The sequence below is a fragment of the Algoriphagus aquaeductus genome, assembly GCF_003253485.1.
Classification (GTDB): Bacteria; Bacteroidota; Bacteroidia; order Cytophagales; family Cyclobacteriaceae; genus Algoriphagus; species Algoriphagus aquaeductus.
In genome coordinates, this window is sequence record NZ_QKTX01000001.1 from 296472 (window position 1) to 311906 (window position 15435).

A 15435-nucleotide genomic window follows, 5' to 3' on the forward strand; every position below is an offset into this window, starting at 1 on the left:
GGGGTTATGGGGCTAATTGTGCTTTTTTTGCAATGTGTTTTCCGATCCTTTTACCTTGATCTATGCCATTTTCTATGGCATCCCGAAAATGAATCCCCCCATAAAGTCTGGAAATGGAGGCCTCATCGGCTGCTTGGAAGAAGGATTTGAATGGGCGGGAAGGCAGACCAAAATAAACCTCCGAAGTGTCTACAAAATCGAAATGATCACCAAAATAGGCGGTAAGGACCTCTGCCGATGCACTGCTGATGACCGAATGCCCGGAAGAGTATTCGGGGAAGGGCGGGGTTTGTAGGAGCGGTTTCCATTCTGAATCCAGCTTTTGGTTGATGACAGTCTCAGGACGGATTCGGTTGGTATCGTATTTGGCCTTCCAGCAAGAGACAAAAGAATCATGCAGGGTCATGGCCAATAAGGCATGGATATAGGCTGTTTCTGCGAATGAAAGCCGGGCCTTTTCTGCCGCTATTCCTGTGATTCCGACCCAATGTCCTCCCGGAGATATTTTCTTTACACCGATGGCCATGTGGCCGGAAAACTCCACCTTGAAAGGATTGCAATCCCAAAAGTTTGCAATAAGCTTCTGCTCTTCGGTGAGGGTTTGACCGATTTTGTAGACTTCTTCCAGTTGGGCTCGGAATGAACTCCCAGAAGTCAGGTCGAAGGGTGCCATAGGTGCAGGCTGAAAGGCATTTAGGTTTTCCAGAAAAAAAGTCTTCATGGTTCTCCATTCGGGCTCTACGGCAGCCATGTAAGCAGGCGGGGTAGGATACCAGTTTCCGTCTCCTTCCTTGGGTGTGTACCGGGTCATGGCGGTGAGTTGGACATACCCGTCTTTTCTAGCCAAATCCAATACAAAATCTGCCGTTTTTTGGGCCAGCTGAAGGTGTGTGTTCAGATTTTTAGTTGAGACCATCTTTTCCTTCAAACCTCTCTGAATCCATTTTTCCTTTGCTTTGCCGAGCAGGTATCCTGAAGGCATCACTATTTCGCCCACCAGAAACATGGCATACACCGCGGCAAATTCATGTGACTGGATTTCCGTATTAAGTAAAGGGTAAGTAGGCTTGGGTATCTGGGTCGTTTCTAAAAATTCCGGGAACCTCAGCTTGGGATTTCCATCCAGAATGGTAAGGTAAGCACCAAGGGTAGTGTAGGCGTAGATTCTGGCGGCTACAGGGGGACTAGCTACATCGGTGACCATCACTTCAGTGATGTGAAAAAGTTCCTCAGCATAAATTCTTGCCCAGTTCGGAGGAGATTTTTGTGCCTTGACCGAAAAGCTTTGAAGCAGAAGTAAAAGGCACCAGCTATAGAAGAGTCTCTTTTTCATTTTAGACCAAAGATTTGGAAGGGTTGCTGATTGATAGCAAAAATGAAGGATTTGTTTTTCTCCTCATTGATTTCCAAAATTGACTTGATATCTCCCTTGATGACCAAACCCGACTCTGAAGGGGTAAGGGGTCTAAACGTACCATCGCCCAGTCCGATCATCACCAAACCGAAACCAGCATCAATTTTTCCAATTCGGATCCGGGTTTGGCTTTGATTGCCTCCCAGTATCACATCCGGTATTCCATCTCCATTGACATCACTCACGTGGATGGCATAAACGGGGAAATATTGTGCCTCGAATGGAAGCGGTTTTGCTTGGAATTTTCCGTTCACATTTTCAAAGTACATGGATTCCAGTGTCGTGATTTCCAAGATTTGGGCCTTTTGAAGTTCCTCGATCGAAAACATATCCGAAACTTTGGCTTTCGAATAGCTGGCATAGTCGGTGAATTTGCTTCGCATACTGACCATTTGGTCCAAGAGTTCATCCCGGCTGGCAAACGGAAAATAGCCGTCCCCAACCTGGCATTCGAAAATGGGGTCAATACTTCCATTTTGGTCAAAGTCTGCTGCATATAGCCTCAGCGGAAAGGTTTCGGAAGCTTTCAGCTGGGAATTGAGTCCGAAGTTTCCGGCGATAAGGTCCAGGTCTCCATCCCCATCCAGATCCACTTGTTTTAGGGTGTTCCACCAGCCAGATAGATTCGGCTCGAAATATTCCGGCTGAATCTTAAATCCATCCTCAGTTTGGATCAAAGCCAGGGGATTCATGAACTCCCCAACCAAAATCAGATCGTCTTTGCCGTCTCCATTAAGATCCTGACTTACCGAAGCGGTCAGCATACCTATTTTTGCATCTTTTAGATAGGTTGAGGTTTGATCTGAGAAGTTTCCCTTTCCATCATTGATCAGGATCTTGGATTCGGGAATTTCCGGATAGCGCCCGGGGGTGATTTTTCCTCCTACAAATAAATCCGGTGCTCCATCCTGATTGACATCCAATACAGTCGCAGTACCTGTGCTGATCAAATACTTGGGGAAACTAGCCTGCGGTACCAAAACACCGGTGCCATCATTGAGGTAAAGGCGATCCCGAAGTCCTTCGTCATAGGCCAAATAATCATGATAGCCACCACTTCCCACGAAAAGGTCGATTGCCCCATCCTGATTAAAATCCTCCATCAGAACCACGGCATCGGTGAAATCTCCCGAAGACCTAAAACCCCTGTATATTTCCCATGCCCCTTCTTTCCACGTGTAGATTCTTGCAGGTGTCCCTTTGGAGCCACCCAAAAATACCTCGGGCGAGCCGTCAGAATTCAAATCAGCGGCAGCCATCACCGGCCCTATATGGCTGGGCATAGTCAGGAGAAGGGGTTGACGCTTGAAGTCGTTGATAGCGGATAGGCTGGGATTGAATTCCAATAGGGCAGGAAGTTTTTCGAAAAGGGGACTTGAGGCGCTTGCTGAAAGTTCTTTTGAACCCTTGGGTTTGTAATCCGCACTTAATCGCTGATTGACAGTAAGGTTTTGTAGTGAGTAGATTTCCTGATTGGGCCAAATGATCCGGATGCTGTCGATTTGAGTCTGATTACCCAAACCAAAATGTAGACGAAAGGTGCTGGAAGACTGGAACCCTCTGACGGGTTGCATCTCTTGATACTGTATTTGATCCTTGCTGTACACTTCCACCTTAGTGCCAATACCAAAGCGATTACCTTCCGAGTAGTTTAGATCGATCTGTAGCCATGGGCCTTTTTCGCTTTTGTTTTCAAAAATCTCAGATACTTCATTGAGATGGTTAATAATCAAATCCAGATCTCCATCATTGTCCAAATCGGCAAAGGCCGCTCCGCTGGAAAAATTCTTGGAAGAAAATCCGCTGGTAAAGGATATGTTTTTGAAGCGTGTATTTCCTTGATTTTCAAAGAAATAATTGTGAATTGGGGTGGAAGTCATCGACGTGACCAAGTGAAGCGTGTCGGCTTTTTCTTTGGCAACTGCCTGCTTGAAGTAATAATCTCCCTTGTATTTCAAAAAGTCCCGGTTGGTATAATCTCGGTAGTAGCCATTGGTGACAAATAGGTCTTTGTTTCCGTCATTATTGGCATCAAAAAATAGAGCGGACCAACTCCAATCGGTATTGGAAATGCCAGCTGCCTGACCTATTTCAGAGAAACTTTCATTTCCCCGATTGAGATGAAGCATGTTTCGCATGAGCTGATGCTGAAATCCCCTGCGAATCATCAGGTTGTATTGCTCGTAGTTTTCGGGACCATAAAGAAGTTTTTGTCGCTCATTGTCTTCCGGTAGCATATCCAAGGTGAAAATATCCGGAAGACCGTCATTATTCACGTCAGCAATATCTGCTCCCATGGAGAAGTGGGAGAGGTGCTGGAGATTTTGTGGCAATTGATCTTTAAAAGTTCCGTTTCCCTGATTGATGTAGAGGTAATCCGGCTCGATGTAGTCATTGGTGACCAGCAAATCCATCCAACCGTCTTGATTGATATCTGACGCTATGACTGCCAGTCCAAACCCCAATGCCGAACCTTTGATGCCGGCCTGCTCACTGATGTCAGTGAATTGACCCCCGTCATTTCGAAAAAGCTTGTCTCCAGCGTAAGGATGGCGGGCATTTCGTTCCCGGTCAAATTCCAGTTCATTGATGACTTCTATGTGGTGGTTGAGCAGATACAGGTCCAAATCCCCGTCATTGTCAAAATCAAAAAACAGCCCTTGGGTCGAATTGGACGGATCATCGATCCCATAGGCTTTGGCCTTTTCACTGAACTTGAAGTTCCCTTCATTGATCCAAAGCTCATTTCGTCTGGAATCAGGAGATTTTTTTCCGGAGTAACATACATAGATGTCCAACAATCCATCCCCATTCACATCAGCCATACTCACTCCGGTAGTCCAGGTATCTTTTCCTCCGATCCCCGATGATTTGGTGATATCCTCAAACTTGAGCCCCCCCAGATTTTTGTAGAGTTTATTCCCGGTCATATTTCCGGTGAAAAAAATATCATCCAAGCCGTCATTATTCAGATCTCCAACAGCGACCCCTCCGCCATTGTAGAAATATTCATAGCGGAGAATGTTGTTGAATTGATCTTCTTTGAGCTGATTTTTGAAGTTTATTCCTGATTTTTTGGCAGGTACTCTTTCGAAAATTGACTTGTATTCCTGTCCTGTTCCTTCGAAAACAACCGATGAAAAGGAATAGGCGGCAATAAGAAATTTTCGAAGAAAAGAGTACATAGGTAAAGATGAATTGGGTTATCCCAGCCTGTTGATTACATCTTCAAACAGCTTTTCGTTGACTACGCCTACTCCCCCCATCAGCCCTACATCATGGCCCAACTGGTACAGTGCCAACTGGGTTTTTTCTCTTGATTTGGCCATGCTGTAGATGTTTAAGGCCTGCTGAATCGGCGTGATCAGATATTGGTTGGCCTCAGCTACCGAACCTCCAATGATAATCAGTTCCGGATTGAGCAATTGAATCAGAATGGAGATACCCCGGCCCAAGTCCAAACCTGCTTCAGAGAGGATGGTAATAGCCCGTTGATCTCCTGCCAGCGCCGCTTCCACGACCAATCCGGGTTCCAGTTCACCCTGGTGATCTCTGACCATTCGGGCAAGTATGCTGTCTTTATCCAGTTTGATAGCCTCCTCAGCCATTCTAACGATTGCTGTTCCTGAGGCTACAGCTTCAAGACAACCTTTTTTTCCACAGGTACAAGTCACATCTCTGGATTCAAAAATCGGGGAATGAGAGAACTCTCCGGCAAATCCGGATGCACCTTGGTAGATCTTTCCGTCAATAATAATTCCCAAGCCTATTCCCCAACCGATAAATATGCCCAGGACGTTTTTATACGAGTGATCGGAACCAAATTTGAATTCCGCCAAGGTCATGGCACGAGCGTCATTTTCCAGAAAGATTTTTTTCTGAAATCTGGATTCCAGATTTTCGAGAAGGGTCTTTTTGCCAAATCGCAGGTAGGTATAATTGACTCCTCCGACTGAATCGACCAATCCAGGCATTGAAAATCCAATTGCGATGACCTTTTCAGATGCAATTCCCGTTTGCTGTAGGTAATGGTCTATCTGATCGCAGAGTTGGTCAAAAGTTTCTTTTTCGTTGTTTAATGTGATCTTGTGTGTCTCTTTTTCATGGGCCAGCTCATGGTTGCAATTATATAAAGCCAGACTCATGGTATACTTGGAGAGATCAACTGACAAGACGTAAAAGGCATCAGCAGCCAGCCGGTACAGGTCAGGTTTTCTGCCTCCCTGGGATTCTGCTCTTCCCTGCTTGATCACTTCTCCCGAACTCATCAGATCACCCAATAGGGAGTTTACGGTAGGAAGTGATATCCCTACTTCTGTACAGATTTCACTCGCGGTGTTGGCTCCTTTGAGGTAAAGGTTTTTGATGATCTTGATTTTATTGAGGTAGCTTTTTATCTCTACTACGCCCTCCATTTTGGAAATGACTTCCTGGGGATTGATTAGGTTCATGCGCTTTTAGTAATACCTGAAATAAGGTAAATTTTAGATATCAAAAAATACTTCTTGAAAAAAATCAAGTAATGTTCCTGGGTTTTTGAATTGAAAGTCGATTAATTTTTCTTTTCCAGAGATTTTTTTCAAAAGATTTAATAAAACACGAAGCTTTTGTCCTTGGCATAAATGAATTAAGTTTGTCGCCTAAATTATTTGTATGGCTGTTTTATCTGTTGATTCGACTCGTAGTAAGGCAAACGTTTTTGAAGAGGTTGGAAAGTATCTCCAAGCGGAAGGCTTTCGGATAGCTGCTCAGGATTTTGAGCGACCCTGGGGAGGTTTTTTTGTCATCGATGAGAGTCAAATTCGGGAATTTCAACGAAAGTTTTTTCCTGAAATAACCTTGTCCGAAGAGCAATTTGTCCAAAAACTAAGTCCAAAATTTTTGGTAGTGGCGCCTGAAGCTAGGCTTTCTTGGCAATACCATCATCGCCGGGCTGAGTTGTGGAATCTATTGGCGGGAAAGAGTTCTATTTCCAGAAGTGAAAATGACCAGGAGGGTCCCGTAGTTGAAATGGAACAGGGAAAGGTGGTTTCCCTTAGACAGGGGGAGCGACATCGGCTCATCGGTACAGATTCTTGGGGAGTTGTAGCAGAGATTTGGATGCACACCGACTCAGCGTATCCCTCCGATGAATCCGACATTGTCAGGCTTCAGGATGATTATTCAAGAACCTAAGCCTTCTCTCAATCTTTGATAATCGGTAGTCCAGGTTTGTCCTTCCATCAGATGGATTGGTGGAGTACATGGAATAAATCATGGGATCTAAAAAAAAAGCCTGGTTCATCACGCCAGGCTCTAAAAAGTTTATTTTTTTTGTCCGTAGCTCAATCACCCTTAAAATAAACTAGTTAAAGATTAAAAAACTCTGCGGACTAGTTGAAAATGGAATTGAATATAACTATAAACAGTTAAAATCCAAATAATTACATGTGAAATGTTTGGGGTTAAATGCAAAATGCATTTTTGATTGTTTAGAGCTTTTCTATTTTTTTTGCTATTTCTTCTGCCTCAGCCATGAGTTTGTCCGCGGCAGTTCTATTAGAATGGGAAAGCTTGTGGGCGTCTGCCAGCATTTTGGCGTAGGTTTCCTGAAGCTTTTCTTTTTCAGTTTTCTTTTTGAATAATCCAAACATATGTTTTCCTGTTTTTTAAGGATAACTCTGTCAGGATTTCTTTGTTCAGGGCAAAAATGGACTGGTTCGTTGTTGCACTTCCACCACCTCATCGTCCTTGAAGTTTACCAGATCCTCCAATCTTCCAGCAGAATTGTAAAACCGCCAAGGTCCTTGCTTTTTTCCTTCCTTCATGGCTCCCTCGGAGGCTTTTCTGCCATTTTCATGGTAGTAAATCCAAAGTCCTTCCGCTTTTCCTGATTTATAATTTCCCTCAGATTCTTTTTGCCCATTGACATAGTAGGTGATTCGGGTTCCGTCCCCATTTTTCAGGGTTCCTTTATCCATGGTTTTTTTACCGTCATAGGAAGCGTATTCGCCGACATTCATCAATCTACCATTGTCCCAAAACTCTTCTTGAGTCAGTTGCTTATTGTCGTAAAACAGACCCCAAATCCCATTTTCGAATCCAAGATTATAAGAACCCACTGACTTCAACTGGCCTGCGTCATAATAATAAAACCATTGACCATTTTCCATTCCTAGGAGGTATTCACCTTCAGCAATCAGAATTCCGATTTTGTTAAAGTATTTCCAAAGTCCTGTTTTGAGGTCATTCCGGTATTCTCCGACCGAATAAAGCTGCCCATCAGGGTAAAAGCTTCTCCAAATGCCACTCTTTGCGCCTCCTTCATATTGTCCCTTTACAGATAATTCACCGGAACTGTGATACTCAATGTATTCTCCCACAGGTACCCCCAACTCGTACTGTTTTCGTTTTGAAATTGCCTTATTTGGAAAATATTCTTCCCACATGCCTACCGCGATGTCATTTTCATATTTTTCAATCCGGGCTATTCTACCGGTTTGGTAATAATATTTCCACTCTCCAGTTCGGTTTCCAAATTCATCAAATTGCTCTTCGGCTTCCAAAATTTTGGTGCCTGGGAAATAGCGTTTCCACTCGCCTACCTTTTTTCCGTTTCTGTAGGTTCCAGATTCCATAATCACATTGGGCATGGAGAATCTTTTGAAAGATCCCTCAAATTGGCCTTTGGTAGCCATGGCTTCAGTGATGACATTTCCTTCAGGATCGTATTCGATATAGGGGCCTTCACGCAATCCATTGACAAAAAATTCGCGTACGGCAATGGCGCCAAAATCATAAAAAGTCACCCACTGGCCGGTTTTGAGGCCATTTTCATATTGACCTTCCACAATGATAGCTTTTGGATCTACATAAGAAGGGCTTCCGGTTTTTCCATTGTATTCAATGTATTTACCTACCAAAACACTGTCCTGAAAAATCATTTCCCGCTTCAAGGCACCGTCTTCATCATAGTATTTTGCAGGTCCTGACAATTTTCCATTCCTGAAATCTGCCACCTCTTTACGCTTACCGTTCGAATGATAGAGGGTCCAAGTCCCATCTTTTTGACTCATTTTGAAGGTCCCTTCCATGAGTAATGCATTCGTCTTAGGGTTGTAAAACTTCCAAAGGCCGGTTCTGTAATTATTATCGACCACTCCGGTTGCCATGATGGTGGAGTCGGGTGAGTACTGAACGGTCAGCTTAGTTTCCTGAGCTAAAAGCGAAAAGTGTAGGAGAGAAAATACTGCGAGCAGCCAATATTTCATAGAGTGATTGTTTCGGGGATCGACTAAGTAAGACTAATATATACGTACAAGAGAATGGATTTCGCTTTTACTACGTATGAAATCTAGTTCCTGTTTAAATTTAATCGAAATCGTCTATTCTATCTTAGAACGTAGCAAAAGGATTTTCTTAATTTCAGAGATAAGTTCAGATTCCAACTGCTCTTTATAAGGGGGGCTGGGAAGTTTTTTAATCCAAGTCTGAAAAAGCCCGTTTCTATTTTCGATTTCCTGAGGACTCGTGGTCGTTTTTTTCTCCAAAATCATTTCCGGGTAATCCCAAGGTTTTTGGGTCAATCCTAATTCATAGCCGAGTTGCAATAGGTCATTATTGAATGTAGGAATTGAGTTACCCAGAAATATCGTCATATAGATGCCATATCCGAACCAATTTAATAATCGGATGTTCATTCCGGTTTCTGGATTAAAGTTCCTCACCAAATCCAGAACAAAGTAAGGTGAACCCAAGAGGTCATTACCTTTTGAAATTTTTTTTCCCTTGGATTCAGGGAAAAAATTTTTCAGTTCCAGGTCCGAAATCGAATTGCCTACCTCTTCAAAAACCTCAATGAATTGGCGTTTTAGCTGGTTTTGACGGTCAATCAGCGAAAGATCAAGCCAAAGTTTGAGGTCAAGTTGGGTGCTTGAATCAGACATTTTACCAACGAAGCAATGCCGAGGCCCAAGCAAAGCCCGAACCGAAAGCAGCCAAACACACCAAATCTCCTTCCTTGAGTCGCCCTTGTTCCCAAGCTTGGGACAGAGCAATCGGAATGGTTCCAGCAGTGGTATTGCCTAGGTACATGATGTTGTTAAATACTTTTTCATCGGGCAGTTGGAGTTTTTGCTGGATGTATTGGCTGATTCTTAAATTGGCCTGATGAGGAACCAACAAATCGATTTCTTCTTTGGTGACTCCATTGTGATCCAATGCCTCTTTGATGACTTCCATAAATCTCACCACGGCGTGTTTGAATACCGCATTTCCATTCATTTTCAGGAAAAAATCACCCCGATCGATCATTTCTTGAGAAATTCTCACCTTTCCGCTGGAGCTGGGGGCAATACAATATAATTCTTCAGCGTGTGACCCATCGGCATGTAAATGGGTGCTCATGATTCCATGTTGGTCTGAGTGAGACTGGCCCAAGATGACTGCACCAGCCCCATCGGCAAAAATGACAGCGCTTGATCTTCCTTCATCACTTTTGTCTAAGGCTGAAGATTGGATTTCGGCTCCTACGACGAGGATTTTTTTATACATCCCGGTTTTGATAAACTGATCGGCTACCGACAGGGCATAAATAAAGCCTGAACAGGCATTGCGGATATCCAAGGCACCAATAGAAGTCAACCCGAGTTCCCGTTGGAGCAAGACTCCTGCACCAGGCAAGAAGTAATCTGAGGTAATCGTGGCGAAGACAATGAAATCGATCTCTTCTGGAGAAATTTTGGCCCGTTCCATCGCCATACGGCTTGCTTTGGCGGACATGTTCGTGACGGTGTCCACACCGGGAGTATACCACCTCCTTTCCTGAATTCCGGTTCGCTCCACTATCCATTCATTATTTGTGTCCATCATTTGAGAAAGCTCCTCATTGGTCACAATTCGCTCAGGCACATAATGCCCTGCTCCGAGAATTCGAGATTTGAACATCTTAATTTGGGTTTATTGAATAAAATCAAATTGGCCCACCAATATCGGTACTAGGGGCCATACCTACAAAAAGGGTGATTTGCTTCTTGGGTTTATACTTAATTTCTGCAATTCTCAATCAACCAAAAAGGGTATAATTTCCGAATTGGTCCATCGGTGAAGTCCTTCTCAAGATTCCGGGACTGTCATTTTGAACGGAATTGACTAAGGGTGAAACGGTGTAGCTGACCATCAATTCGACAGGAAACGGTTGGAGCATGGATTGTAATTCCGTCTCTGAAGTGTAGCTGTCCAACCACTTTTTCTCTTGCTCTCTTGATAAAATTACCGGCATGCGGTCATGCACTTCTTCGACCAGTTCGTTGGGTTTGGTGGTTAAGATCAAAAAGGTGTGTTGAGATTCTCCTGAAACAGTTTCGTATTCTTCCCAAATACCTGCAAATGAAAAAGTCTCCTCGTTTCTAAGGGTAAAACGGTAGGGGATTTTTGTTTTTTTTCCCAGTTTTTTCCATTCAAAAAAACCATCAGCCGGAATGAGACAGCGTCTTTTCTGAAATGAACTTTTAAAGGATATTTTCTCATGAATGGTTTCCGCTTTGGCATTGATCAGCTTTTGGGAAACAGGTTTATTTTGTCCAAAATCTGGGGTAATGCCCCAATAGAAAAATGAAAATCCTTTGGGACTTTCTGAGGTAATCACCGGCACGAGTTGAGTAGGTGCAATATTGTATCGAGGTTTGAAGTCAGCCAGCATTTCTGCCTGATATCTTTCTTCGAGTTCAATTTTACTTTTGCTCAGAGAATATCTTCCACACATGATAGGAGGGATAAAGGATTTGGGCGGAAGTTAGAGATCATGGGTTATAAATTCAACTGCCCGAGCTTCAGAGTAATAGCTTTTTTCTTTTGAAGGAGAGGTAAATCCTACATGTCCGCCGTGCTTGGGGAATTCAAAATGGACGAGATCCAGTTTTTGGGCAAGTTTTTCCGGAAAGCAAGTTTCACTGAGAAAGGGGTCATTTTGGGCATTTAGAATGAAGGAGGGTACTTCTATCTTATCCAAAAATTGCAGAGAAGAGTTGACCTGATAATATTCTTCTGCATCGGAAAACCCATGCAAGGGGCCGGTAAAAACATCATCGAAATCCCGAAGAGTCTTTACTTTTTTAAGCTTTTCCAAAGAAAATTCATCGGGAAATAAATCTGCTTTTCTTTCCACCTTTTTGACAAGTGTCTGAAGAAACCGTTTGGAATAGATCAGGTTTTGTCCTGAAGAAATTTTCTCACAGGATTTGCCCAGATCCAAAGGGACTGAAATGGCCACTGCCTTTTTGATTTTGGGAAGGGTATTTTTGATTTCTCCCAAGTATTTCAAAGTCAAATTGCCGCCTAGGCTGAAACCCACCAAAAAAATCTCTTCATAGGCAGGTGCAGCATGCTTAACTACCTGATCCAGGTCATAGGTGGCCCCGCTATGATAAAAAATCGGTTTCCGGTTCAGCTCTTCACCACACCCTCTGTAATTCCAAGCCAATACATCAAAGCCGTATTTCAAAAATTCTTTGACCATTCCCAAGATATAAGGTCGGCTGCTATTGCCCTCTAATCCATGACTTATGATCACCAAACGGGAGCTTCCTGACCGATACCAATCGATATCCAAGAAATCTTCATCAGTTGTTTCGACCCGTTCTCGAGTAGGAATCGGCACGTAAACCTGTCTAAAAAGTGCCGGATAAATCGTTTCTAAGTGCCCGTTAAAGAGCCATTTAGGCCTTTGATAAGAGCTTTGAGAGAGGAGTGGCATGAGATGAAATGGCCGAAAACAGCATGGAAAATACAAGATATAAATTTGAATAAAGCGTTTTTAAAAACTATTTTTGGACACTTTAAAAACGAACAAGCTCTAAAATACCTATGGCCGAAATTATTAGAATGCCAAAAATGAGTGACACCATGGAAGAAGGTGTGATCGCGTCATGGTTGAAAAAAGTAGGTGACACGGTCAAGCCTGGAGATATCCTTGCTGAGGTCGAAACCGACAAAGCAACCATGGAGCTCGAATCCTATGAAGAGGGTGTCCTATTATATATTGGAGTGAAAGAGAAAGATTCGGTACCTGTCAATGGTATCATCGCCATAATCGGTGAGAAGGGAGAAGAGTTTCAACATTTGTTAAACGGTTCTGCTGAAGCACCAGCCAAAAAACAAGAAGAGCCTGCTGCACCTAAGTCAGAGGAGCCTACCAAACCCAAGGAGGTGGTTGCAGAAAAGATTGACACTTCCAATATCAACGCGACATTGATCACTATGCCCAAAATGAGTGATACCATGCAGGAGGGTACGATCGCTGCTTGGTTGAAAAAAGTTGGGGATACGGTCAAATCTGGAGAAATCATCGCCGAAGTGGAAACCGACAAGGCTACCATGGAATTGGAATCTTACGAAGACGGCGTTCTGCTCTATATTGGTGTCGAGGCTGGAAACAGTGTAGCTGTTGACGGTGTGATTGCTGTGATTGGAGAGAAGGGGGCAGATTATGAGACCCTGCTTAAAGCACATCAAAGTGGGAGTAAGTCTTCCGCTCCTGCCGAGACTCCAACAACCCCTCCGGCTGCTGAGAAGACCGAAGCACCTGCTGCTCCAGCCCCTCAGACCGCTGCTCCAGCCACTACGGCTGTTCCAGCCACTTCTGGAGAACGAGTGAAAGCTTCCCCTCTCGCAAAGAAAATTGCTGCTGAAAAAGGATTGGATATCCGACAAGTTCCAGGCTCAGGAGAGGGTGGAAGGATTGTTAAGAAAGATGTAGAAACATTTGTTCCTGCCGTATCCCCTATGGCTGCTGCAGCGCCGGTTAGTTCTGCCGCTGCCCCTGCACCGATGATCGGTCAGGAAAGCTTCCGAGAGGAAAAGGTATCTCAAATGAGAAAAACCATTGCGAAGCGATTGGCAGAAAGTAAGTACTCTGCTCCTCACTTCTATCTGACCATGGAAATCAACATGGACAAGGCCATCGAAGCAAGAAAGAGCATGAATGAGTTTTCTCCTGTGAAAATTTCATTCAACGATATGGTGATCAAAGCCGCTGCGGCTGCTTTGCGACAGCATCCAAAAGTAAATTCCAGCTGGTTGGGTGACAAAATCCGTTACAATGACCACATCCACATCGGAATGGCTGTGGCTGTAGAGGAAGGATTGCTGGTACCTGTGATCCGATTTGCAGATAGCTTGTCTCTTTCTCAGATTTCCAATCAGGCAAAGACTCTAGGAGGAAAAGCGAAAAACAAAGAACTTCAACCTAAAGATTGGGAAGGAAATACCTTTACCATTTCCAACTTGGGCATGTTTGGCATTGAAGAGTTTACCGCTATCATCAATCCGCCGGATGCCTGTATCTTGGCCGTAGGTGGCATTAAAGAAACGGTGATCGTAAAAGACGGTCAGATGAGAATCGGAAATATCATGAAAGTTACCCTCAGCTGTGACCACAGAGTAGTGGATGGAGCAGTGGGTTCGGCCTTCCTTCAGACGCTGAAAGGCTTGCTGGAAGATCCGGTTAGAATTCTGATCTAAAAAATACCTGTCAAAAAGTCCTGTCCCGATAGCTTCGGGACAGGACTTTTTGCTTTTGTATGGTTCTTGTGTACTTTTTCAACAGAGCAGTTCAAATTTAAAAATCAAAAAATGTTCGGAGTTCGAAGTTCCAGGTTGTTTTGGTTTAACCTTGAACTCTGAACCAGGAACTTTTTGAACAAAAAACTAATAGCTATCCAAAAATGGAAAAAATCAAATCAACTACCGTCGTCGCAATCCGGCACAATGGAGAAGTAGTCATCGGAGCAGATGGGCAGGCGACTTTGGGAAATACAGTCGCCAAAAGTACCGTCAAAAAAATACGTGTTTTGCAAGGTGGAAAGATTGTAACCGGATTTGCAGGGTCTACAGCGGATGCATTTACCCTGCTGGAAAAGTTTGAAGAAAAACTCAATTCCTTCGGAAATAACATGAAGCGGGCAGCGGTCGAATTGGCCAAAGAATGGCGAATGGACCGCATGCTGAGCCGTTTGGAAGCGATGATGATCGTGGCGGACAAGGATGATATCCTGATTATTTCCGGTACCGGAGATGTGATCGAACCGGATATGGAGATCGCTACCATAGGTTCTGGAAGCATGTTTGCTCAGTCTGCTGCCAGAGCGATGAAGAAGTTTGCGCCTAATCTGACTGCTGAAGAAATGGTGCGTGAAAGCCTCCACATCGCTGCCGATGTCTGCATCTACACCAATCATAATCTGGTGATCGAAAAAGTAAAAGCTTAAGCTGATAATCAAAATCCTAATCAAAGCCGGAAAAGAATTCCGGCTTTTTTTGCTTTTAGCAAAACCTGAACCTGTGATTGGGTGTTATTTAGGTGATTTATCAGATTCCAATGGAAACACCTACTGTCAAAAAGACAAGCAAAAAAGATTACCGCAAGCTGATTTTGGAAGGGTTTGCCAACCATGTTTTGGAACATGGCGCTCAGCCGTCCTCTGTATTCAAGTTTGCCAAAGAGTTGAAAATGAAAGAGGAGGAGTTTTATACTTACTTCACCTCTTTTGAAGCGATCAAATCGGCCATTTGGGTATCCATTTATGATACTACCCTTGAGGCAATTGAATCTCAGGAAGTATTCAAAGAATACAGTGCTCGGGAGAAGTTTCTCAGCTTCCTTTTTACCTGGATTGAGGAATTGAAGAAAAACCGATCTTACCTCCTGAGTTTGTATTCCGATAAAACCCAGTCGTTCAAGACTCTTCCTGCAGACACCAAAGAATTCAAGGAGAAGTTTAAAGACTTTGCCGGTGAGATCATTTTGGAAGGAAAAGAGACGCAGGAAATTGCAACAAGACCTTTTATCACCGAAAAATACGATGAAGCCCTTTGGCTTCAAGTTGCATTTGTTTTCAGATACTGGCTTGATGATCGTAGCCCAAGATTTGAAAAGACAGATGCTGCCATCGAAAAATCCGTCAATTTGGCTTTTGACCTGATGGGAAAAAGCGCATTGGATACCTTCTTGGATTTCGCCAAGTTCCTCTACCAAAACAAATAAT

The 15435-nt window shown here is 43.7% G+C and carries 13 protein-coding genes; 4 read left to right on the forward strand and 9 right to left on the reverse strand.

Going from position 1 to position 15435, the window contains the following annotated elements; genetic code table 11:
- Positions 1-4: 4 nt before the first annotated feature.
- The 3 genes from CLV31_RS01260 to CLV31_RS01270 are packed head-to-tail and all read right to left on the reverse strand — an operon-like array spanning position 5 to position 5865.
- The gene (locus CLV31_RS01260) at positions 5-1333 is read right to left on the reverse strand and encodes a vanadium-dependent haloperoxidase (protein WP_111391054.1); all 1329 of its coding nucleotides are present in this window, start codon (positions 1331-1333) and stop codon (positions 5-7) included.
- Positions 1330-4599 carry a VCBS repeat-containing protein gene (locus CLV31_RS01265; RefSeq protein ID WP_111391055.1) on the reverse strand — a complete coding sequence of 1090 codons (3270 nt, stop codon included), beginning with the start codon at positions 4597-4599 and terminating at the stop codon, positions 1330-1332. The genes CLV31_RS01260 and CLV31_RS01265 overlap by 4 nt, the downstream gene beginning before the upstream one ends.
- Before the next feature lie 18 nt (positions 4600-4617).
- Positions 4618-5865, reverse strand: coding sequence for an ROK family transcriptional regulator (locus CLV31_RS01270; protein ID WP_111391056.1), 1248 nt, complete (start codon positions 5863-5865; stop codon positions 4618-4620).
- A gap of 202 nt (positions 5866-6067) precedes the next feature.
- On the opposite strand from CLV31_RS01270, the gene CLV31_RS01275 reads away from it, so the two are divergent.
- Positions 6068-6589 carry a cupin domain-containing protein gene (locus tag CLV31_RS01275; protein WP_111391057.1) on the forward strand — a complete coding sequence of 174 codons (522 nt, stop codon included), beginning with the start codon at positions 6068-6070 and terminating at the stop codon, positions 6587-6589.
- Between the two features lie 296 nt (positions 6590-6885).
- Here CLV31_RS01275 and CLV31_RS01280 read toward each other — a convergent pair whose 3' ends face one another.
- From CLV31_RS01280 to CLV31_RS01305, 6 genes are all read right to left on the reverse strand, one after another.
- A complete protein-coding gene (locus tag CLV31_RS01280; protein ID WP_111391058.1) occupies positions 6886-7047 on the reverse strand; it encodes a Lacal_2735 family protein in 162 nt (53 codons plus the stop codon).
- A gap of 45 nt (positions 7048-7092) precedes the next feature.
- Positions 7093-8664, reverse strand: coding sequence for a toxin-antitoxin system YwqK family antitoxin (locus CLV31_RS01285; RefSeq protein ID WP_111391059.1), 1572 nt, complete (start codon positions 8662-8664; stop codon positions 7093-7095).
- 114 nt (positions 8665-8778) lie between these two features.
- On the reverse strand, positions 8779-9339 hold the full coding sequence (locus tag CLV31_RS01290) for a hypothetical protein (protein ID WP_111391060.1): 561 nt from the start codon (positions 9337-9339) through the stop codon (positions 8779-8781).
- A gap of 1 nt (position 9340) precedes the next feature.
- Complete coding sequence (locus CLV31_RS01295; RefSeq protein WP_111391061.1) at positions 9341-10339, reverse strand: 3-oxoacyl-ACP synthase III family protein; 999 nt, start codon at positions 10337-10339, stop codon at positions 9341-9343.
- Positions 10340-10457: 118 nt separating this feature from the next.
- Positions 10458-11156, reverse strand: a complete 699-nt coding sequence (locus CLV31_RS01300) for an SOS response-associated peptidase (RefSeq protein ID WP_111391062.1) — start codon at positions 11154-11156, stop codon at positions 10458-10460.
- Positions 11157-11186: 30 nt separating this feature from the next.
- The gene (locus CLV31_RS01305) at positions 11187-12146 is read right to left on the reverse strand and encodes a YheT family hydrolase (protein WP_111391063.1); all 960 of its coding nucleotides are present in this window, start codon (positions 12144-12146) and stop codon (positions 11187-11189) included.
- 110 nt (positions 12147-12256) lie between these two features.
- Here CLV31_RS01305 and CLV31_RS01310 point away from each other — a divergent pair, with 110 nt between their 5' ends.
- The 3 genes from CLV31_RS01310 to CLV31_RS01320 all read left to right on the forward strand — a co-directional run bounded on the left by CLV31_RS01310 (position 12257) and on the right by CLV31_RS01320 (position 15434).
- Entirely contained in the window at positions 12257-13912 is a 1656-nt protein-coding gene (locus CLV31_RS01310) for a pyruvate dehydrogenase complex dihydrolipoamide acetyltransferase (RefSeq protein ID WP_111391064.1), read from the forward strand.
- Positions 13913-14115: 203 nt separating this feature from the next.
- Positions 14116-14658, forward strand: a complete 543-nt coding sequence (gene hslV, locus CLV31_RS01315; protein ID WP_111391065.1) for an ATP-dependent protease subunit HslV — start codon at positions 14116-14118, stop codon at positions 14656-14658.
- 110 nt (positions 14659-14768) lie between these two features.
- The gene (locus CLV31_RS01320; RefSeq protein WP_111391066.1) at positions 14769-15434 is read left to right on the forward strand and encodes a TetR/AcrR family transcriptional regulator; all 666 of its coding nucleotides are present in this window, start codon (positions 14769-14771) and stop codon (positions 15432-15434) included.
- Position 15435 lies beyond the last annotated feature (1 nt).

What these genes read in the sequence shown, in the direction of transcription:
- CLV31_RS01260 (WP_111391054.1), bottom strand. Translation starts at nt 1,333, where the DNA reads ATGAAAAAGAGACTCTTCTATAGCTGGTGCCTTTTACTTCTGCTTCAA.
- CLV31_RS01265 (WP_111391055.1), bottom strand. Translation starts at nt 4,599, where the DNA reads ATGTACTCTTTTCTTCGAAAATTTCTTATTGCCGCCTATTCCTTTTCA.
- CLV31_RS01270 (WP_111391056.1), bottom strand. Translation starts at nt 5,865, where the DNA reads ATGAACCTAATCAATCCCCAGGAAGTCATTTCCAAAATGGAGGGCGTA.
- CLV31_RS01275 (WP_111391057.1), top strand. Translation starts at nt 6,068, where the DNA reads ATGGCTGTTTTATCTGTTGATTCGACTCGTAGTAAGGCAAACGTTTTT.
- CLV31_RS01280 (WP_111391058.1), bottom strand. Translation starts at nt 7,047, where the DNA reads ATGTTTGGATTATTCAAAAAGAAAACTGAAAAAGAAAAGCTTCAGGAA.
- CLV31_RS01285 (WP_111391059.1), bottom strand. Translation starts at nt 8,664, where the DNA reads ATGAAATATTGGCTGCTCGCAGTATTTTCTCTCCTACACTTTTCGCTT.
- CLV31_RS01290 (WP_111391060.1), bottom strand. Translation starts at nt 9,339, where the DNA reads ATGTCTGATTCAAGCACCCAACTTGACCTCAAACTTTGGCTTGATCTT.
- CLV31_RS01295 (WP_111391061.1), bottom strand. Translation starts at nt 10,339, where the DNA reads ATGTTCAAATCTCGAATTCTCGGAGCAGGGCATTATGTGCCTGAGCGA.
- CLV31_RS01300 (WP_111391062.1), bottom strand. Translation starts at nt 11,156, where the DNA reads ATGTGTGGAAGATATTCTCTGAGCAAAAGTAAAATTGAACTCGAAGAA.
- CLV31_RS01305 (WP_111391063.1), bottom strand. Translation starts at nt 12,146, where the DNA reads ATGCCACTCCTCTCTCAAAGCTCTTATCAAAGGCCTAAATGGCTCTTT.
- CLV31_RS01310 (WP_111391064.1), top strand. Translation starts at nt 12,257, where the DNA reads ATGGCCGAAATTATTAGAATGCCAAAAATGAGTGACACCATGGAAGAA.
- hslV (WP_111391065.1), top strand. Translation starts at nt 14,116, where the DNA reads ATGGAAAAAATCAAATCAACTACCGTCGTCGCAATCCGGCACAATGGA.
- CLV31_RS01320 (WP_111391066.1), top strand. Translation starts at nt 14,769, where the DNA reads ATGGAAACACCTACTGTCAAAAAGACAAGCAAAAAAGATTACCGCAAG.